General features: G+C 41.7%; 15 protein-coding genes and 1 pseudogene. 11 read left to right on the top strand and 5 right to left on the bottom strand.

Annotation, left to right across the window (positions count from 1 at the left end):
• Positions 1 to 550: 550 nt before the first annotated feature.
• The 5 genes from ZOBGAL_RS07855 to ZOBGAL_RS07835 all read left to right on the top strand — a co-directional run bounded on the left by ZOBGAL_RS07855 (position 551) and on the right by ZOBGAL_RS07835 (position 8,842).
• Positions 551 to 2,152, top strand: coding sequence for a type I restriction-modification system subunit M (locus ZOBGAL_RS07855; protein WP_013993020.1), 1,602 nt, complete (start codon positions 551 to 553; stop codon positions 2,150 to 2,152).
• An 80-nt stretch (positions 2,153 to 2,232) separates the two neighbouring features.
• Entirely contained in the window at positions 2,233 to 3,888 is a 1,656-nt protein-coding gene (locus ZOBGAL_RS07850) for an ATP-binding protein (protein ID WP_013993019.1), read from the top strand.
• 135 nt (positions 3,889 to 4,023) lie between these two features.
• Entirely contained in the window at positions 4,024 to 5,295 is a 1,272-nt protein-coding gene (locus tag ZOBGAL_RS07845; protein ID WP_013993018.1) for a restriction endonuclease subunit S, read from the top strand.
• Positions 5,292 to 8,291: a type I restriction endonuclease subunit R gene (locus ZOBGAL_RS07840; protein ID WP_013993017.1), complete on the top strand. Its 3,000-nt coding sequence runs from the start codon at positions 5,292 to 5,294 to the stop codon at positions 8,289 to 8,291. Before ZOBGAL_RS07845 ends, ZOBGAL_RS07840 begins: the two co-directional genes overlap by 4 nt.
• A 62-nt stretch (positions 8,292 to 8,353) precedes the next feature.
• Positions 8,354 to 8,842 carry a hypothetical protein gene (locus ZOBGAL_RS07835; protein ID WP_013993016.1) on the top strand — a complete coding sequence of 163 codons (489 nt, stop codon included), beginning with the start codon at positions 8,354 to 8,356 and terminating at the stop codon, positions 8,840 to 8,842.
• Positions 8,843 to 9,424: 582 nt separating this feature from the next.
• On the opposite strand, the gene ZOBGAL_RS07825 is transcribed toward ZOBGAL_RS07835, so the two are convergent.
• Entirely contained in the window at positions 9,425 to 10,432 is a 1,008-nt protein-coding gene (locus tag ZOBGAL_RS07825; RefSeq protein WP_013993014.1) for a permease, read from the bottom strand.
• Positions 10,433 to 10,515: 83 nt separating this feature from the next.
• Positions 10,516 to 10,851, bottom strand: coding sequence for an ArsR/SmtB family transcription factor (locus ZOBGAL_RS07820; protein WP_013993013.1), 336 nt, complete (start codon positions 10,849 to 10,851; stop codon positions 10,516 to 10,518).
• A gap of 199 nt (positions 10,852 to 11,050) precedes the next feature.
• On the opposite strand from ZOBGAL_RS07820, the pseudogene ZOBGAL_RS24030 reads away from it, so the two are divergent.
• The 6 genes and pseudogenes from ZOBGAL_RS24030 to ZOBGAL_RS07795 form a co-directional block, all read left to right on the top strand.
• Positions 11,051 to 11,248: pseudogene (locus tag ZOBGAL_RS24030) on the top strand (hypothetical protein); the annotation flags it as partial.
• A gap of 136 nt (positions 11,249 to 11,384) precedes the next feature.
• Positions 11,385 to 12,107: a hypothetical protein gene (locus ZOBGAL_RS07815; protein ID WP_013993010.1), complete on the top strand. Its 723-nt coding sequence runs from the start codon at positions 11,385 to 11,387 to the stop codon at positions 12,105 to 12,107.
• Positions 12,108 to 12,300: 193 nt separating this feature from the next.
• Positions 12,301 to 12,882 carry a suppressor of fused domain protein gene (locus ZOBGAL_RS07810; protein ID WP_046287400.1) on the top strand — a complete coding sequence of 194 codons (582 nt, stop codon included), beginning with the start codon at positions 12,301 to 12,303 and terminating at the stop codon, positions 12,880 to 12,882.
• A gap of 391 nt (positions 12,883 to 13,273) precedes the next feature.
• The gene (locus ZOBGAL_RS07805; protein ID WP_013993006.1) at positions 13,274 to 14,296 is read left to right on the top strand and encodes a LacI family DNA-binding transcriptional regulator; all 1,023 of its coding nucleotides are present in this window, start codon (positions 13,274 to 13,276) and stop codon (positions 14,294 to 14,296) included.
• Between the two features lie 182 nt (positions 14,297 to 14,478).
• A complete protein-coding gene (locus ZOBGAL_RS07800) occupies positions 14,479 to 15,474 on the top strand; it encodes an LLM class flavin-dependent oxidoreductase (RefSeq protein ID WP_231854805.1) in 996 nt (331 codons plus the stop codon).
• 117 nt (positions 15,475 to 15,591) lie between these two features.
• Complete coding sequence (locus ZOBGAL_RS07795) at positions 15,592 to 16,047, top strand: hypothetical protein (RefSeq protein WP_013993004.1); 456 nt, start codon at positions 15,592 to 15,594, stop codon at positions 16,045 to 16,047.
• A gap of 21 nt (positions 16,048 to 16,068) precedes the next feature.
• On the opposite strand, the gene ZOBGAL_RS07790 is transcribed toward ZOBGAL_RS07795, so the two are convergent.
• Genes ZOBGAL_RS07790 through ZOBGAL_RS07780 form a run of 3 tightly spaced genes read right to left on the bottom strand, consistent with a single transcriptional unit; the run spans position 16,069 to position 19,117 of the window.
• Positions 16,069 to 16,653, bottom strand: a complete 585-nt coding sequence (locus tag ZOBGAL_RS07790) for a precorrin-2 dehydrogenase/sirohydrochlorin ferrochelatase family protein (RefSeq protein ID WP_013993003.1) — start codon at positions 16,651 to 16,653, stop codon at positions 16,069 to 16,071.
• Positions 16,640 to 18,493: a PAS domain-containing sensor histidine kinase gene (locus ZOBGAL_RS07785; RefSeq protein ID WP_013993002.1), complete on the bottom strand. Its 1,854-nt coding sequence runs from the start codon at positions 18,491 to 18,493 to the stop codon at positions 16,640 to 16,642. Before ZOBGAL_RS07785 ends, ZOBGAL_RS07790 begins: the two co-directional genes overlap by 14 nt.
• Positions 18,494 to 18,523: 30 nt before the next feature.
• Positions 18,524 to 19,117: a DUF4202 domain-containing protein gene (locus ZOBGAL_RS07780; RefSeq protein ID WP_013993001.1), complete on the bottom strand. Its 594-nt coding sequence runs from the start codon at positions 19,115 to 19,117 to the stop codon at positions 18,524 to 18,526.
• Between the last annotated feature and the right edge of the window lie 80 nt (positions 19,118 to 19,197).

The raw sequence follows: 19,197 nt of genomic DNA, 5'->3' as shown, positions 1-19,197 counted from the left end.
TAAAAACTCTTTTACAACACAAGCTTTAATCTTTTCAAAAATTTTCTATCAACAATAGCATCAAATAACCATTATATATGAATTTTTGAATTTCAGTGTAATCCCACTATCTTAGAAAGTATAAAATTAAATATCCGAAAGTAACATGGAAAAAGTACTTGATAAGTTAGACCGCCTGGAAAAATCGCTTAATACAAAGTATAATGTGATGTTGGGCATGACGGCTTTTCTTGGAATTGTGATAGTTCTCGGTTCTATTCTAATTGGTCCTATGTGATAGATTTTAGCTATGTTGATGTAATACTTTTTTGCGCATTGTCTTCTGTTATACTTTAAAAACAGAAAAAATGTTTAGTAATAGTCAATCAGGGAGATATAACTATAATTTATTTTTTTTGTAAAAGGTTTTGGGCGAGAAAAAAAGGGCCTTTTGCATAAAGGTTTTACAAAGAATAGATGTTAGGTTTTTCTTTTCTCTGTTTTTAGATATGGTTTCTTATTTTTGATTATAATTATTTACTCCCCCTTAAAAATCCAGTATACACTATATATGGCCAAAGCAGATATTGATTTTGAAAAAGAACTATGGGATGCCGCCAACGAACTTCGTGGTGCGGTTTCCGAGAATAACTATAAGAATTATATTTTACCATTGGTCTTTTTAAAACACCTCAGTGAGCGATTTGATATTGTAAAAGAGGAACTTGAAAACACCTTGAACGAACCAAGTTCCGAGTATTACACTACCAATCATGAGGAAAAAGACTATGTATTGAGCGACCCGGACGAATATCGTTCGCGTAATACGTTTATGATACCGAAAACCGCTTCTTGGCAGTATTTAAAGGATAACGCGGAGCAAGACGATATCAAGGTAAAGGTAGATGACGCTTTTGATACCATCCAAGATTTACTTACCGCCTACAATCCGCAGCTGAACAACCTTCTACCAAGAATATTTGTAAAGAGCGAACTTTCGGCAAAACAAACCGGTGGTATCATCAACCTGCTCTCCCATCCTAAATTCTCGGAAAAGGAAAACCCCGAGAGCGACATTCTAGGCCGTATCTACGAGTATTATATTGGCCGTTTTGCCATGGCAGAAGGTTCTGGTGCGGGGCAATTCTTTACGCCAGGAAGCATTGTACGTCTTTTAGTGGAACTATTGGAACCTTATAAAGGAAGAATCTTTGACCCTGCCTGTGGTAGCGGCGGTATGTTCGTACAGTCATTGAAATTCATTAAGGAACACGGCGGCAATAAGAGCGACATCTCTATTTACGGTCAAGAAATGACGGCCCAAACCCTGCGTTTATGTTTAATGAACCTGTTGCTGCGCAATCTTTCTTTTGATATCAAATTGGGGAATTCTCTGTTAGATGATAAGTTCCCTGATTTAAAGGCCGATTTCGTAATCGCCAACCCTCCTTTTAATGTCAGCAATTGGCACCCTGAGGATCTGCCGGAAAACGACACCAGGCTTTTTGGCCCACGGGAAGAATTCACTACAGATGGCAGTGCCAATTATATGTGGATGCAAACTTTTTGGCACCATCTGAACGACAGGGGTACGGCTGGCGTTGTAATGGCCAATGGCGCCATGACCTCCAACACCAAAGGAGAAAAAAATGTACGGCAATATATGGTAGATAAGGGCATGATTGATTGTATCGTTCGTATGCCCGATAAGCTTTTTTTGACCACTGGCATACCTGCCTGCTTGTTTATTCTTAGCAGAAATCGTGACGGTAAAGATGGCGAGCACCGTGAGCGCATGAACGAAATATTGTTTATAGATGCAGCAAAGATGGGTAAAATGGCCAGCCGTAAACTACGGGTTTTTGAAGATGCCGATATTAAAAAAATTGCAGACGCCTATCATGCGTACCGAACGGTTCCCGAGGCTCTTGAAGGGCGCTCATTGGATCCCTACCAAGATGAGCTTGGCTTCTGTAAGGCAGCCACTGTAGAAGAAGTACAAAAGCAGGATTATAAACTTACTCCTGGCATTTATGTGGGTACGGAGGCCGAAGAAGATGATGGCATCCCTTTTGAAGAAAAGATGGAAACCTTAAAGGCTACTTTGTTGGCGCAGTTTGAAAAAGGAGAGAAATTGAAAAAACAAATAGTAGAGAATTTCGATAAATTTTAAGCAAAGTGTTCATTAAAATCTTTTGTTCATGTTACATGAACATTGTAAAAGAATGAACAAAAATTATAAAATCACATGTCATGGCAGTATTTGAAGATAGCCAAATAGACTATAAAAGTTTAAAGAAGGTCACAGGGAACACTGCTGACTTTTCGAGCCTTGCCGAGACCTGCGTGGCTTTTGCCAATGCCCAAGGAGGAGAGCTTGTTATAGGAATTGAGGACAAGGAAGCTGCCCCGGACAAAAATCAAAAAATATCAACAGACGTAATGAATAAAACGGTAGCTAGGTTAAGAGATCTGACCGATGCCGTTGGTTTTGTTAACCCAGAAATAGTTACCCATAAAAATGGTGGACAGTATTTTAAATTTTCAATTTTTCCAACAACTAGGACAATAGCTACTACATCGAATGGAAAGGTCTTTGTCAGGGTAACAGATAATAGTGTGCCAATTGCTGGTGAGGAACTGACCAATTTAGCGGCTGAAAAGAACGCCTTTCAATGGGAATTGGTTTCCGTTGGGAAAATCACACTAGATCAAGCCGATATTAACGAAGTAACATATTTTGTTGAACAGATTCAAGAATCAAAATTGGTATCTGATTTTATCAAACAGAAGACCACTGAAGAAATATTGGAGCATTATCAATTGATAAATCAAGATGGGTATCTTACCAATCTAGGGACAATTTGGTTGGGTAAAGCATCCCAAAGGGCCCGTTTAAGCTATCCGATAACCGTTCAATACATAGTTTATAATGATTTAGAGGAGAAAATAAGAAAAAAGGATTGGCATTTTCATTTACATAATCCGAAGAAATTATTGTTGGAAATTGAAAAGGAAGCTGTGGAACTAAATTATTCTACAGAAATATCAAGCGGCCTTTTTAGAAAGCAGTTACGAAATTACCCCACAGAGGTTATTAGGGAATTGCTTATCAACGCTATTGCACATAAAAGATATACGCTTTCAGGTGATATTTTTATTGAAGTTTACCCGGATAGAATGGTAATATCTAACCCAGGAGGACTCCCATTGGGTATAACGGCAAATAATATTCTACATGAGCGACAAAGGCGAAACCCACATTTAATTCTCACCCTTCAAGATTTAGGGCTAATGGAAGGCGAAGGATCTGGTTACGATTTAATTTATGAAAAACTAGCTAGGGAGATAAAGCCCTTGCCAATTATTGAGAGTAATTTTAATAAAACTACGGTTACAATCTACTCTGGGGTGGTGAATAAAGAGGCCTTGGAAATTTTAGATTATGTAGCACAGCATTTTAAATTGTCTCAAAAAGAATTTACAGTTTTAGGTATTATAGCGTCTGAAAAGAAAATATTATCGACTCAATTATCCCAGAAATTACAATTGAATACCGAAGATAGGCTGAGTAGTTGGATAGGAAGTCTTCTCGAAAAAAACATATTGATGTCTAGAGGCATTAAAAAAGGAACCGAGTACTTATTGAATCCTGCTTTGTTCGCGCAATCTAAGCTAAATATCACACCTTCTCTAAAAACGATTGATAAAGAGCAATTGAAACATCTGATTATGGAATATTTAAAATATAATGGCGAACGTTCCAAACAAGAAATACATCAACATATTCAAGATGTGGAAATTGATGATGTCCAGAAATGTCTTTATAGCTTAGTAGAATTGAAAAAATTGACTACCACGGGGGCTCGAAGAAATAGAAAATATCTCTTGCATAAAAAAAATAAATAAAAAATAAAATCGAAAATAAAAAACATATAATATTGATTATCAATTAGTTAGTTATTTATTTGTATTGTGTAACATGAAAAAATCTTTACAAACCACAATTGTTAATTGTCAATTGCCCATTGTTAATTGAAAAACATGCCCAAAAACTGGAAAACATATAAGTTTGAAGAACTTTACAATATAGCGTCTGGCTTATCAAAAAGTAGAGATCAGTTCGGATTTGGCCATCCCTTCGTAACATTCAAAGATGTATTTTATAATTGGTTTCTCCCTGAAGAACTTGGAGATTTGGCTAATACAAATGAAAAAGAACAAAAAAAAGGTGGAATAAAAAAAGGAGATATTATTCTAACACGAACAAGTGAAACGCTACATGAACTCGGTATGAGTTCAGTGGCTTTAAAAGACTATCCTAATTCAACGTTCAATGGTTTTTGTAAGCGCCTTAGACAAAAAGATGAATCGAGTATAAAAATAGAACCTGTTTTTATGGCTTATTTTCTTAGGAGCCATTATTTCCGAAATGAAGTTTCTAAATATGCTACAATGACCACTCGGGCAAGTTTAAACATTGCCGCTATCAACTCGCTTTCAATTACCCTGCCACCATTTAATGAACAACAGAAAATAGCTTCTATTTTAAAACCCCTAGACGACAAAATAGAGAACAACCTGGCCATGAACAAAACCCTCGAAGAAATGGCCATGGCATTGTACAAACATTGGTTTGTAGATTTTGGACCCTTCAAAGACGGCAAGTTTATCGACTCTGAATTGGGCAAAATTCCTGAGGGGTGGGAGGTGAAAGGTTTGCTAGAAATTGTAGGTTTACTTACAGGTGGAACACCAAAAACTAAAATTGAGGAATATTGGAATGGTAATATAAAATGGGTTTCAGCAAAGGATTTAGGAAATAATGGTAGTATTTATACAACTGAAACTGAGAGAACAATAACTCCAAAGGGTATTGAAAAAAGTGCAGCTAAAATCCTTCCTGAAGATTCAACTATAATTGTCGCAAGAGGTTCTGTCGGTAAAATGGGAATGCTTGCTCATCCTATGGCAATAAACCAGTCCTGTTTTGGTTTATATCCAAAAGACAATTACTCTCCAGGCATAATATATTTGTTAATTTGCAAGCTCGTAGATAGATTCCAACGTATTTCATATGGTTCTGTTTTCGATACAATTACTACTTCTGCATTTAGCACAACACAAGTGATTTCTCCTCCAAAACAATTGATTGAAGAACTTGGGTTATCAATAGACCCGATGTTTAAAACAATTAAGGAGAACACATTAGAAAATAAAACCTTAGCAAAACTCCGCGACACCCTCCTCCCCAAACTGATTTCAGGCGAAGTACGCCTAAAGGAATTTGAAGAAAAACTAACCGCACCCCTATGAGCCTAAACGAACATACCGCCCAAAATGCGGCCATTGCTTGGCTAAAAGAATTAGGTTATACCCATATACCGGGCAATGCCTTGGACCGCGACCTTAAAAAGGTAGTATTGGAAACGGAGCTCAAGAACTTTCTTAAAACTACCTACCCAGAGGTACCCGAAACGGCACGCAGTGAGGCCTTTGCCCAATTCACCCAACACGAGGGTATGGAGGTCGCATACCGTAACCGCGATTTTCACCGTAAACTCACCCAAGGTTTGGACATCTCCTGGAAAGATGCCCAAGGCAACGAAAAGGCAAAGCACCTGTACCCCATAGATTACGACCACCCCGAAAACAACAATTTTATCGTAGCCGACGAAGTCAGTATCGTTGGCAAAAACAGCCGCCGTACCGACCTTCTTATTTTTATCAATGGGTTGCCGCTCATTGTCTTTGAGTTTAAGAACCCTTTTGATTCTACTGTTGGGGTTGAGAATGCGCATAGGCAACTACATAACTATGTGTTAGATATTCCACAGCTGTTCGATTACAATGCCATTTGTGTGGCATCAGATGGTTTGGAGGCATTACACGGCATGTATTCCTCCGCCTTGGAATGGTTCGCCCCATGGAAAAGTCTGGATGGGGACGATACCGAGCAGAAAGCAGAGCTACAATTAGAGGTGCTTTTGCATGGCCTATTCCCTAAAGAAACGCTATTGGATTACCTACAGCATTTCATTTTTCACGAAGACCATAATGGCAAAATCATAAAAAAGGGAGCCAAGTACCACCAATATTGGGGCATAAGCCGTGCCTTAGAAAGTAGTTTAAAAAACATAAAACCCCATGGCGACGGTCGTTTGGGGGTCATTTGGCATACCCAAGGCTCCGGTAAGAGTATTGGTATGGCCATCTTAACGGGCATCTTACGCCAACGCCCGGAACTGAAGAACCCGACCATTGTAATACAGGTAGACCGTAGCGATCTGGACGAACAATTATATGACAATTTTGTACTCGCCAAAGATTTGGTAGGCGATGTACAGCATGCCAAAAGTACCGACCACCTCAGACGTTTATTGAGTTCCGATGGCGGTGGTGTTATTTTTACCACTATAGAGAAGTTCAGGTTAAAAGAACTAGCGGACGGAAAAGAAGTACAGCACCCTATTTTGAGTGAACGCTTTAATCTTATAGTCATGGCCGACGAGGCGCACCGCACCCAGTACGGATTTGAAAGTGGCGGTTTTGCGCAGAACATTCGCCGGGCCTTGCCCAATGCCTCATTTATTGGTTTTACCGGTACGCCGGTAGATAGTAAGGATGCGGATACCGAACAGGTTTTTGGCCCCACCATTCACACCTACGATATTAAACAAGCCGTAGAAGACGGTGCCACGGTGCCCATTTACTACGAGCCCAAAATGGTACCGCTCAACATAAAGGCGCAATACACCCAAGAATTGGAAGAGGTAGAGGAACAGGCCGAAGATACCACAGTAGGGGTTTGGGCTGCGGTGGAAGATGCGGCAGGTGCCGAGGATCGCGTAAAGACCGTTGCAAAGGATATTTTAGAGCACTTTAACGCACGCACTGCAACATTGGACGGCAAGGCCATGATCGTATGTATGAGCCGCAGAAACTGCGTAAAAATGTACGATGCCTTGACCGCCTTGGAAGGTTGTCCCGAAATTGCCGTGATCATGACCAGCAACCCGGGCAAAGACCCCGTGAGCTGGAATCCCCACATGCGGACCAAAGATGCCATGGAAGCGGTAAAGGCAAGATTCAAGAACCCGGAAGACCCACTTAAAATGGTCATTGTACGCGATATGTGGCTCACTGGTTTTGATGCTCCCTGTGCCCATACCATGTATGTGGACAAGATTATGAAAGGCCATAATTTAATGCAGGCCATTGCCCGTGTCAATCGGGTTTTTGAAGGTAAACCCAATGGATTGGTGGTCGATTTTATCGGTATCTCAGGTTTTCTGGCAGAAGCCACCAAAAAATACACCGGTAGCGGCGGGGCGGGTAAACCCACTTTAGATCTGGATGCAGCGGTGGAATTGTGTTTAGAGCAATTAAGCATAGTCAAATCCTTAGTGGGAGGGTTTGAATTGGATACGATCAATGGGATGCCTGCCACGGAGAAAATGAAGTGGACAACAGATGTCGTAAACAGGTTGTTAAAAGACGATGCCACGACAGAAGGCTATCTCAAGGAAGAACGAAAGTTGAGCGAGTTGATGGCCATGACCAGTTCAGATGAACGGATTTGGGCAATACAGGAAGAGGTGGCCATCCTTCAAAAATTCAGGGAGCAGATACGAAAAATAAAATATCCGCCAGGAGCACAACGCACCAAAAACGACCGTATAAAGGACCTCATCAGCAGGTCTTTGGAATCACAGGCCATTGTAGACTTAGCGGCCATGTACAATCTTGATAAAATCGATATTTCAATTATAGACGACTCTTTCCAAGCTATTGTAAAGGACAAAGGCGCCGAAAACATAAAAATAGAGCTCCTGCGCCGCATTATCAACGATGAGTTGAAAGTGCGTATGAGCAAGAACATCAAAAAAGGACGTAAGCTCAAGGAAGAACTAGAGAAAGTACTGGGCAAATACCATAAGAATAGTTTGGATTCCATCGCCGCAATAAAGCATTTGCTGGATATTGCGAACGACATGAAGGAAGATGATAAGCGAACCAAGGAACTAGGGCTTACCGAAGACGAACTCGCTTTTTACGATCTACTTTCCGCCAATAGTGCCATCTTGAACGAGGCCGGCCCAGTTCAGGATTTGGTACATAACGTGGTAGCGTCCGTAAAGAAAAACCTGCAATTGGACTGGACCAAGAAAGAAGATGCCAAAGCAGCTATTCGCCTGGCAGTCAAAAAAGAACTCCGGGGCAAAGTCCCTTTCTCCGAATTGGACAAGCTACTAAAAGAAGTTATTGAACAGGCCGAAGGGCAGTATGCGGAGTGGCCGTTGCTTGGTTGATATTTTGGAAAAATTTATTCGTAAAATAATTAGGAAAAATAAGTTTAAAAAGAGATTGTAAGATGAGATTATTTTTGTTTTTATTTATGGTCAATACCTTGGCATTTTCGCAAATAGAAGTAGATAATGGCCAAGTCATTTGGCGAAGTATAAGGCAGTACAAGGGTACCTCTGAACAGCTACTGAAACAGCTAAAATCATCTGGCAAATTCTCTTCTCTAGAATTGAATACCAATTCTATTATTGGAAAATTTGCCGATGCCCCCATAAACTATAAAGGTACCACTAGTATGTATCTAATGGCTTCTAATATGATGGGCAGCTTTGTAATTCAATTCAAAGAAGATAGATACCGGATAGCTGCCAAAAACCTGAAGTTTAAAAGCCAGACAAGTGTAGGTATATTTGACGAAGGAAGTATATACGCTATAGAAAAATACGCCCTTAATGGAAATGGTGAATTTAGAAAACGTTTTAAATCAAAAGACGTCCCAATAATTGAAGATAATTTAGCCAAGCTTTTTGAGTTCTCACAAGAAGATGATTGGTAAAAATGGTATGTTTTAATATTTAAGTTGTCACTGAATGTTGGATAGTAACTGTAGATACCCCAAATTTTAGGACAGTAAGTTTAATCATTAAATTTACTGATTTGACACGAGTATAATTCCCGTCAAAACTCAAGACCAAGATGTTCTAGAAGCGCTGAAAAAAGAGAAACCTTCAATGTCGTATTACTTCAACGATGAATCAAGGCCTCCTCTTAGCAAACCTTATCCAACTAACCCCTTTTAGGTGATTTTGTATAGGCGTATAAGGCGAGGTAATTAAAACCTAATACTAGAAGCCCTAAACCTACAATGATGCCCGAATGTATCAAATTCAGTAGGATAAAATTTCTACTGGCCCCTGATAATATAGCATACCAAAGAAAAGGGCAAAACACCCCGACCAGTGCAATGTTTCGCCCCGTTTTTATACCGGCTTTAAACAAGTGTGTTTTATTTTTTGAAGGCTTAGGGCTACTCGGCTGGCCCTTAAGCACATCCTTACATTGCTTTCCTAACAGCGCATACGGACAAGCTTTGACAAGCTTTTTAAAAAAATTGGAGAGTGATTGCATACAAATGGTTTTAGAAGAAAAAGTAAAAGATAAAACCACCGACTATGGCCATGGTCATTACAGAACCCACAAATGCGATTATAGCCTTGGGCTTTAGCATGGAAGAGATAATGGCAATCTCTGGCAAGCTTGCTCCCGTTCCCCCAATGATCAAGGCCATGGCCGCACCCATACTCATCCCCTTGACGATAAGTGCCTTTAGTATGGGAATCGCCATTTCTATTCGTAAATACAGGGGAACACCTATGCCCGCCGCTATGGGTATGGCAAGTGGACTATTGTTTCCGAGATATTTTTCTACCCATGCATCAGGTACGAATACGGCTGAAACCGCACTGATTACCGCACCAAGTAAAACGTAGGGGAAAATTCGCTTGAACAATGCCCAGCCAAAAGTAAAGGCTTCTTTAAGTTTTGGATTCGATTCAGGGCTTGCCCCACAGGCCCCGGTAGAAGGTGGCGGGGTATCTGAACACGGACTTTGAACGGCTCCGCAAGAGGCTGTTGGACCACTTGAGACGGTGGCACAATCCGTAGCGGGTTGGGCCGTACAAGTATTTGTGGCAGCTTTTGAATTTAGATCGATGCGTTTTACGCAGTTTTTAAGAGAGGTCTTTCCGGCAATGCTACCAAAAAATATGGAACCCAAAAAAACGATCAAGAAGTAGACCAAGGCCACTTTCCATCCGAAAACACCAAAAATAAAGCCAACCACAACAAAATTGGCCAATGGGGCAGAAAGCAAAAAGGAAAACACCATGGCGAAAGGGGCTCCCATTTCTATCATTCCCATAGAAACGGGCACCATAGACGCACTGCAGAAAGGAGTAGGGATGCCGAGTAGGGCTCCCATTAATCCACTGTACTTTCCTGTTTTTGATAAGCGTTTTTGAAGTTTTTGCTGGGGTATAAAAGCCCTGATTAAACCGGTAACTATCGATACTAGGGCAATGATAAGTACCAATACTACCCCTACATGTATAAACTCGTCTAATGCTAATTTTAATTTTTCGTTCATGATATTTGTTTTAATAGCGTTATAATATATGCGCCAAATCACATATGTTATGGCAAAAAAAAGCGAATGCTTTAGTTTTCTCTTTATTTAGGGCGTTCTGCCAGTAATATTTTGCATTTGTGTATTTCGTTATTCATCTGCGATTCGGGAATCGTTTTTATGGCTTCTTGAATCAATTGCCTGAATTCGCTCTTGATCGGTGTCAAATAGTAAAACACCCACTTTCCTTCTTTAACCTCTTCTACCAAATTGGCTTTTTTTAATATTTTCAGATGGCGCGATACATTATATTGATATTCGTCCAATACCTCTACAATTTCCGAAACGCAAATCTTTTCATCGATGTTCGTCAGCAGCCAAACAATCTTTAATCGCGTCGCATCCGATAAGGCTTTGAATATATTAATATGCTCGTCCATCTATCTTATTTTTTAACATATGCGTTTTTGCACATGTAAAAATTGGATTCAAATATATAAAAATAAAATAAACGGTCCTCTAAATTTTTTTTATATGGCCTTCGCCCTTTTTTAAAGGTCATAATTTGAATTACTACCGTAAAGAACTCAAAGCTTTCATAGATGAAGGAGAATACAGAAGAATTACCATAATTAACTTTTTCACCGATTTGATACGGACAAAGACGGGAAACTGAATGAAGCAGAGTTCGCCAAAGTTAAACCCGAATATGGTTTTAACGGCCCAGATGCCAATGCAGATAACAAAGTCACGCCAACAGAAGTGGAAGCAGCACACGAAAGGGGACTTCTAGCACGTTCTAATACAAATGACATTTGGCGGATAAGGGTATCTTAAGCGAATAACGTATCTAATTTATAATCAATTCCAGCTTAGTCGTGAACCGCTACGCGTCGACATTCAATTCGGTACTTGATCGAAGTGACAAATCTTATATAAGACCGATTGCGCATATGCATAATAAGAGTAAGAAATGATAAAAAAACTAGGTGTTCTTCTTCTAATAATCTTGGCCACGTTTATAACATATCAGTACTCAAAACCTCCTTTTGAAATTAATAATACGGAAGCAAGGGATATTGATTATAAGGTAAGACCTTTTAGAGATAGTATGTTTATATACACACCCTATAAAATAACCATATTCAATAATCGATTAAGCTCTTTAAAAATAAGTAGTGTTTACGATGGATTACGAGAATATAGACCGAACTTATTATATAATGATGATGGAATGGAATTGGGAACGCTCTTCGGAGAATCCCGCGAACGATTTGAAAATGAACTTTTCCTTTTTAAAATAAAATACAGTAAAACTATTTTTCCTTTTACGAAAAGAGACTTCTACTACTACAAAAAATATACGATTAGTAATAAAAATGATTTGTTTGGGGTAAAAAACATCCCTAAAGATTCCATTTACAAACAACTTGCCGAACAAGACTATAATGTGTCTACAAATAGGCACGGGAACATTATTGATAGCCTATACAAAACCAATGATCAGAAAGTATTTGTTGTTTACTTCTACAATGACTCGGGAGATTTTGAGCCAAAATATGTAAAGACAAAAATAAATAGCAATCAACAGCTTGCGGTTAACATTTCCGATTCCATACAGAACATGAACTTGATGCAAAAAAAAGAGTATTTGTTAAAAGTATTGAAAACAAACCCGTTAACGGGCGACTTTTAAAAAAGACCCGATAGCCGCCTGGCAGGGCTTTTTTTCTACTTGATCAGAAAGGAAAATCGTTAAAACGCTTTTTGGGCCAGCGTTGTTTTCGAACATACCAAAACCGAGGATGCAACGTTCTTTGGAAGGGTCAATTACATTTTTTATTGTAAAAATGGCCCATACATTACTACGACAATAAACCCCAAATCTTATGTTGAAAAGATTATTTAAGAAGAAAACACCTGTTGAACAATACTTGGCCCATTTAGACAGAATTTTTCAAACCGAACCTGAGTTTTTTAAAGGGGATGCCCATACGGATGGGACTCCGGGAGTTACGAATATTGTGTATAGGGATGTTCCTGAAAAAGGAATGATCACGGCAATTACATACGGACTTTCACTAGGGAACCACCCCGACTGGAAACTTGGGCGACCCGAATTGATCATTACGGTCGATTCAAATGATACTTCTTGGACCCAAGTGGCGGGATATGTCGCCGATACCTTGAGAGGAAATTGCCCCTTCTTTTATGGTAACACCATAAACTTTAGGGAAAAAATATCGGACGAATCTGAAATGGATGCCTTTTTGGTTTTTGCACCTTCCATCTTAGAGAGAAAAGACTTTGCCAATATCGAGATCGGCCTAGACTACAAGATCAATATTGCCGGACTTTACCCGATTTATGCCTCTGAAATGGATGTCATTGCTAAAAACGGCGTTCAAAAATTCTGGAAGCATCCGAACTTTGACCTATATAACGTGAATCGAAAAAGAATAACCGAATAGAATTCTACCCGAAAGAGGACAAGGATATTGGCGTGAAAAGGAAATTTGCAAAAAAAAGTAGCGTGGAGCGTTGTCGGACTTTGTTCGAAAAGCTGTTGAACATGCTATTGCTTGGGTGCTCGAAATAGGGAAACTTCCCTATGTCAATACCTTTTTAAGAATGTATATCACTGATGTCTCGGTCACTCGAAGCAATAAAATTTCAACCCACAAAGCCAGTCGAACTTCCAAAACAATATGTGCTTTGTTGATTTGGGGGGCTAGCCTGACAAAAAAGTGCTTTTAGCCTGATACTTAGGGGGTAATAAAGTTGAATCTCTCTAGGGGGTAAGTCATGTTGGTATCCGCTCTAGAAATTTAGATTATATTTGCCGTACTGATTATTAGTAATTTGGATAAAAAACAAACGACTTTAAAAGATATTGCAGCCGAGCTGAAAGTTTCGGTTTCTACCGTTTCAAGGGCGCTGCAAGGTAACCCCCGTATTAGCATAAAAACAAGGGAAAGGGTATTGGAGCTGGCCCAACAATACGGCTACTTTCAAACCAAGTACATCACCCCTTTTTCCGCAAAGAAAATCAATGCCGTAGGCGTAATCGTACCGAGTGTCAAGTACCACCTTTACGCCATGGCCATTTCGGGCATTGAAGAGGTTCTGGAGCGGCACCATATGCAGATTATCATTTGTCAATCGAACGAATCGTACGAGAGGGAAAAGATCTTGGTCAAAGAACTGACCGATATCGGAGTTGCCGGCCTTATTGTAAGCTTGGCCAGTGAGACCAAGCAATACGAGCATTTTGCTACCACCAAAAAGAAAAAGATTCCCTTGGTATTCTTCAACCGCCTTTGCGAAGAGGTGGTGTCGGATAAGGTGATCATCGACAATTTTAAGGCGGCCTATGATGCTACACAACACCTCATTGCCGTAGGCTGTACACGCATAGCATATATTGGCGGACCTGAAAAACTACAGATTAGCGAAACCCGGCTTTCGGGCTATAGGGCGGCCTTGCAAGATGCCCAAATGGCAATAGACGAAAAGCTTATTGAAAACACCGATTTTACACGTGATGGCAACCTGAGTACGGCGCGAAAGCTCTTGTATTCCCCTGACCACCCTGACGGTATCCTTACCTTTAGCGATCAAGTGGCCATTGGTGCCATGATGGCCGCCAAGGAAAGGGGCTTGCGCATGCCCGAGGAACTGGCCATAATCGGGTTTAACAATGAACCGGTAGACCAATTGCTCGAGCCTACCCTTACCAGTATCGACCAACCGAGTTACGAAATGGGCAAAGAATCGGCCCAACTCATTGTAGATCGTATTGCCGATTTTGACAGGGCCGTAACGCGCAAGGTCTTGAAATCGCAATTGGTGATACGGAACTCCACCAATAGAAACCGGTCGTAAAACCCTTACCAAAACACATTTTTTTAAAGCTGTTAGTATTCGCCATCGGTAACGACCAATGGGGCATTCAAATTGTATTGACAATCCATCACCATTCGGTCTAGAGGTGTGCTTATCCGGTTAATGCCGGGCGAAGCCTAGTCTCCATGGTCGGCTGTTGATTTATGAAAGAAATTGAAAAAATGAAACATATACCTTATTCGATATTGGAACTGGCCACCGTGGGCGCAGGAAAGACCCCGAAACAGGTCTTTGATAATAGTCTTGAACTGGCCCAAAAGGCCGAGAGCTTCGGTTACAAGCGTTTTTGGCTGGCCGAACACCACAATATGCTCAGTATTGCCAGTTCGGCTACTGCGGTACTTATGGGGCATATTGCCGGGGGAACGAAAAGTATACGTGTGGGCTCGGGCGGTATTATGCTGCCCAATCACTCCTCACTGCTTATAGCGGAACAGTTCGGCACCTTGGCGTCCTTATACCCAGGGCGCATAGACCTAGGCTTGGGAAGGGCCCCGGGCACCGACCAGCTGACGGCCAACGCCATCCGCCCCGACCGGATGCAGGCCGTCTACCGTTTTCCCGAGGAAATGCATAACATTCAACGGTATTTTTCAAAGGAGAACCAACAGGCAAAAGTTAGGGTGCCCATTGCCGAAGGGCTAGATGTACCTATTTATATATTGGGCTCGAGTACCGATAGTGCCCACCTAGCGGCCAAAGAAGGACTTCCCTATGTGTTTGCGAGCCATTTTGCCCCAGGACAGCTTTTAGAGGCCTTGGACATTTACTACAACAATTTTCAGCCTTCGCAATACCTAAAGGAGCCATATACCATGGCCGGTATCAATGTGGTCGCCGCCGAAACCGACGAAGAGGCTGATACCATATCGACTTCCATGTTGCGATTGATACTAGGGGTGATGACAGGGAAAATCGATTATATGCAGCCCCCGATCAAAATGACGCCCGAATTGAAACAGGTCTCCATAGATCCGGCATTTCAGCGTATGTTAAAGTATGCCTTTGTAGGAAGCAAGGATAGCGTTAGACAAAAAACCAAGGCCTTTATCAAACAGACCGGGGTCAATGAGATCATTGCGGTTTCGCATATTTACCATCAGGAAGATAGAATAAACTCGTTCCGATTGTTTTCCGAGGCAATGAATGAGATCTAAAGGGCTACGGACGAAAAGGAGGTCGGGTTTTGTTCAATAGCGAGAGAATTTGATCGGTTTGGGTCAAGGTAGTTTGAATTGATTACCTTTCTTTGGAAACGGTAAACCGATCAAAAAATGGAGTTGTCGAAAATTCTTTTAGCCGGACTTGTGGGAACCAGCCTTATGACCGCCTTTAGTTATATGGTCGGCAGGTTGTGCGATTCCGATCTCGGAGAACCGAAGCTGCTCAACAAACTTTTGGACCGTTCAAAACGATTGGATGTAGAGGTGGGGCCAGATAGCATTTGGGGCTGGGTGTTTCACTACTTAACGGGCTTTCTCTTTGCGGGGGCCATGGCCTTGTATTTCTGTTTGACGGAAAACGATCCGACCTGGTGGTTGGCCATTGTTCTAGGTTGTGTTTTAGGGCTTTTCGGAGTGCTTTGCTGGATAATCATGCTACGTTTACACAGTTCCCCTCCGGAAATGGATTTAGAGCTTTTCCTATTACAGTTGGTAGGTGCCCATATTATTTTTGGTTTGGGGGCGACCTTGGTATTTCGGTTTTGGGCCTCGTGCTATGGCCTTTAGAAATCGGGGCGACCGGCAGTTTTAGGATTCCTTTTTGTTGACCAGGCCCTTGGTAAACTCGTTAAGGGTCTCTACCTTTTCCTCAAAATCGCCTTTGATCGTCTTTCTGAATTCATTGAGGTTCTTGACCAAGTCATCTATGTTTTCGGGGATGACATCTTCAAAAAATTGCCGTAAGCGCTTGGCCGTAGTCGGTGATTTTCCGTTGGTGGAAATGGCCACTTTTACGTTTCCTTTGGTTACGATCCCTCCCATATAGAAATCACAAAAAGGGGGGTTGTCCGCCACGTTTACCAATATACTCTGTGCCCGACAGTCGTGGTATACCTGTTCGTTTACTTCTACCTTATCGGTAGTGGCTACCACCATGTGCTTATTTTTCAGGAAGCTTTTGTTATAGGCGCTCGTATGCATGGTGATGCCGAATTTCCTCGCCAAAGCAATGGTTTCTTCCCTGAATAGGGGCGAGACCATTTCAACCTGTGCGTTCGGACTCGATTTTAGCAGGAAGCTCAGTTTTTCCAAAGCTACATTTCCGCCACCCACGATCAAAATGTTCAAGTTGGATACTTTTAGAAATACGGGGTACAGTTCATTCCGCTCCATGGTCTTCTTCTTTTTTGGTTTTATAATTGATGGTAACTCTTGTTCCCTCACCGGGTATGGAGTTGATAAACAATCGGCCGTTGATATAGTCTATGCGTTCTTTCATAAAGAAAAGGCCCATTCCGCCCTCGCTGTTGTTCTGGGGCGGGGTGTTGAGAATGGAATCGTCAAAACCCTTTCCGTCGTCATCGATGACCACGCTTAAAATATGGTCTTTGTAATTGATGGTAATCAAAATATAATTGGCCTCGGCGTATTTGATGGCATTGTTGACGGCTTCTTGAACGACACGGTATACGTTGGTTTCCGCCAAAGAATCGAATCGGATGTTGTCATCGGTCTTATTGTCGAAAAGAATGGTCTTTCCTGTCAGTTTTGAAAGTTCTACCGTCATTTTATGAAGGGCAGGAAAAATACCATGGTCGTCCAGTTCCGGAGGGGTAAGGTTGAAGGTGGCCGTACGTACGCCCTTGATCAGGTCTGAGGTCAATGACTTCAGGTAGGCTATTTTTTCCACCGTTTTTTCCTTGTTCTCAGGGTCGATGGATTCAATATTGAATTTAAGGGCGGTCAACATTTGTCCGATACCATCGTGAATGTCTTTGGCGATCCGTTTGCGCTCTTCCTCCTGTCCCTCGACAATTTGGCTGGCCTGTACTTTTTTCTGTAACATTCGGGCCTCAAAGTTCTGTTGGGTCAGCTGCTCGACCTTTATGCTGTTTTCCTTGCGTTCGGTAATATCGGAACACAGAATAAGAATACTCTGCTGTCGGCTAGATTGGTGCATGGGTACAATGGACATGTCGAGCCAAAAGTGTGCTCCCTTGACCGTTGTGATCTTTATTTCCTCACTACGGATGACATTTTTTCGGTTGCTCTTGAGTACTTCGCGAAGGTAGGCTTGTTGGCCTATGTCCGCCGTCAATATTTCGGAAAGGGGCTTGTTCAGTTCGTTTTGGTCAATCCCTAAGAGGTTCAGGAACTTTTTACTGATGAAGACAACGCTACCATCGCTTCTTGCACTGGCAAAGAGGGCCGCATTGTCTATTACAAAATTCAATTCTTGAAGCTCTTGTAGCGATTTTTCCTTTTCGGCATAGAGTTGCTCGATTTCCTTGGCACGGGCCTCTGAGTTGGCCTGATTTTGCACCAGCTGGGCAATGGTCTTACGTATTTGGATCGATAGGGGCCTAAAAACGAAGCCTATTTCGAGTACGAGGATCAAGAGCGAGAAGGCCAGGAGTAAAAGCTCTTTACGTTTTAGGTTTTGTAATTTTTCCTTACTGTTCTGGTCATAGGCATTTACAATGGTGTCCATCAACCTTAGAAAGGAGCGCTCATTTTTCAACAGTACGGAAATTTCCTTTCCTAGCGCCTCCTTGGCTAGGCTATCCTTGGCTGCCAGGCGTAATATGTTCTCTGCGGCCTTGGCCATGGCCGAATAATGGGGTTCTATTTCATGGAAGTGGGCAATGATGTTTTTATCCCTTTCCGGGGGGAGTCCCAGTTCGGCATCTCCAGCTTGTAGGCCTTCTTGGGAAGCCTTCCAAACGGTAAGCGTTTTCTTGATTTCGGAGGTGATTAAGCTGCGTTTTTCATTGGAAGTGGGCATCTCTTTCAAGAGCAGGGCCTCTTTGACCAATTTTTGGCTATTGGCACGTTGTCGGCCCGCCAGGTTGATAACACGGGAATCGCTCAATTGCGTGTTCAGATGGAATTGTATCAGGATTTGGGCGACAATAATGGTCACGGCAATGCCTGCCAAAGCCAAAAGATACCATTTTCTGATACTCAGAAACGTCTCTGAATCAAGAGGCAATTTTTTTTTATCTTTTGGCATAGGTCTATTTCTTGTTCCTGTAGGCCCAGCTTAGCCCTTGATCGCTTTTGAAACCAGTTGCAATGCCGGTTTTGAAAGCGGAAGCTTTAATGCGGCCTGGTGGCCTGCTTCAGACATTTTGCGCCAGGTCTTCTGAAGAATGTCTATCACCTTTTCCTCTTGGTGCTCGGCCGAAAAGGGTTCAAAGTAATACTGTAGAAAAACCAGACAGACCACGTCTTCCAAAGTCTGGGTCTCTTGGTTCTTTTTGAGTTGTTTTTTTTCCAGCAAGAAGGTCACCTTATCTATGGTTTCCTGGTCGTACCCCACTTCCTTCAATATTGCCGAGGCTTTTTCGGCGTGAAATGTTTTAAGGTCTTGACGCCATTTCAAATAGCCCGCACGGTTCATTTCGTATGCGTCACGGGGAATTTCCCAGCGGCAAATATGCTGGCACCTTGCGGTCAGCTGTAGGGCCTCGGAGGCGTTGGGCGCAAAATCGTTCAACTTCTCCGTCATACGAAGGGCATAAAGCAATTCCTTAGGGTATGTTTTTCCCGAAGGCACGGTTTCTGTATGGGGATCTTGTTCATTCGCCTTGTCGAACAAAGAAAAGGCTTGCTGTAATTTATCGGGCGATGCCATAGACTTATTTTTTGCCCTAATATACGAATACCGTGCAACCTATGGTACTTCAATTTGTAGGGAAACAAGTCTGGACCCTA

It is taken from the genome of Zobellia galactanivorans (assembly GCF_000973105.1).
Lineage (GTDB): Bacteria > Bacteroidota > Bacteroidia > Flavobacteriales > Flavobacteriaceae > Zobellia > Zobellia galactanivorans.
Note: the sequence above shows the minus strand (reverse complement) of the source record. Positions and strands in the feature narration are given on the sequence as shown.

What these genes read in the sequence shown, in the direction of transcription:
- ZOBGAL_RS07825 (WP_013993014.1), bottom strand. Translation starts at nt 10,432, where the DNA reads ATGAACGAAAAATTAAAATTAGCATTAGACGAGTTTATACATGTAGGG.
- ZOBGAL_RS07850 (WP_013993019.1), top strand. Translation starts at nt 2,233, where the DNA reads ATGGCAGTATTTGAAGATAGCCAAATAGACTATAAAAGTTTAAAGAAG.
- ZOBGAL_RS07820 (WP_013993013.1), bottom strand. Translation starts at nt 10,851, where the DNA reads ATGGACGAGCATATTAATATATTCAAAGCCTTATCGGATGCGACGCGA.
- ZOBGAL_RS07785 (WP_013993002.1), bottom strand. Translation starts at nt 18,493, where the DNA reads ATGCCAAAAGATAAAAAAAAATTGCCTCTTGATTCAGAGACGTTTCTG.
- ZOBGAL_RS07780 (WP_013993001.1), bottom strand. Translation starts at nt 19,117, where the DNA reads ATGGCATCGCCCGATAAATTACAGCAAGCCTTTTCTTTGTTCGACAAG.
- ZOBGAL_RS07835 (WP_013993016.1), top strand. Translation starts at nt 8,354, where the DNA reads ATGAGATTATTTTTGTTTTTATTTATGGTCAATACCTTGGCATTTTCG.
- ZOBGAL_RS07815 (WP_013993010.1), top strand. Translation starts at nt 11,385, where the DNA reads ATGATAAAAAAACTAGGTGTTCTTCTTCTAATAATCTTGGCCACGTTT.
- ZOBGAL_RS07845 (WP_013993018.1), top strand. Translation starts at nt 4,024, where the DNA reads ATGCCCAAAAACTGGAAAACATATAAGTTTGAAGAACTTTACAATATA.
- ZOBGAL_RS07840 (WP_013993017.1), top strand. Translation starts at nt 5,292, where the DNA reads ATGAGCCTAAACGAACATACCGCCCAAAATGCGGCCATTGCTTGGCTA.
- ZOBGAL_RS07795 (WP_013993004.1), top strand. Translation starts at nt 15,592, where the DNA reads ATGGAGTTGTCGAAAATTCTTTTAGCCGGACTTGTGGGAACCAGCCTT.
- ZOBGAL_RS07810 (WP_046287400.1), top strand. Translation starts at nt 12,301, where the DNA reads ATGTTGAAAAGATTATTTAAGAAGAAAACACCTGTTGAACAATACTTG.
- ZOBGAL_RS07855 (WP_013993020.1), top strand. Translation starts at nt 551, where the DNA reads ATGGCCAAAGCAGATATTGATTTTGAAAAAGAACTATGGGATGCCGCC.
- ZOBGAL_RS07800 (WP_231854805.1), top strand. Translation starts at nt 14,479, where the DNA reads ATGAAACATATACCTTATTCGATATTGGAACTGGCCACCGTGGGCGCA.
- ZOBGAL_RS07790 (WP_013993003.1), bottom strand. Translation starts at nt 16,653, where the DNA reads ATGGAGCGGAATGAACTGTACCCCGTATTTCTAAAAGTATCCAACTTG.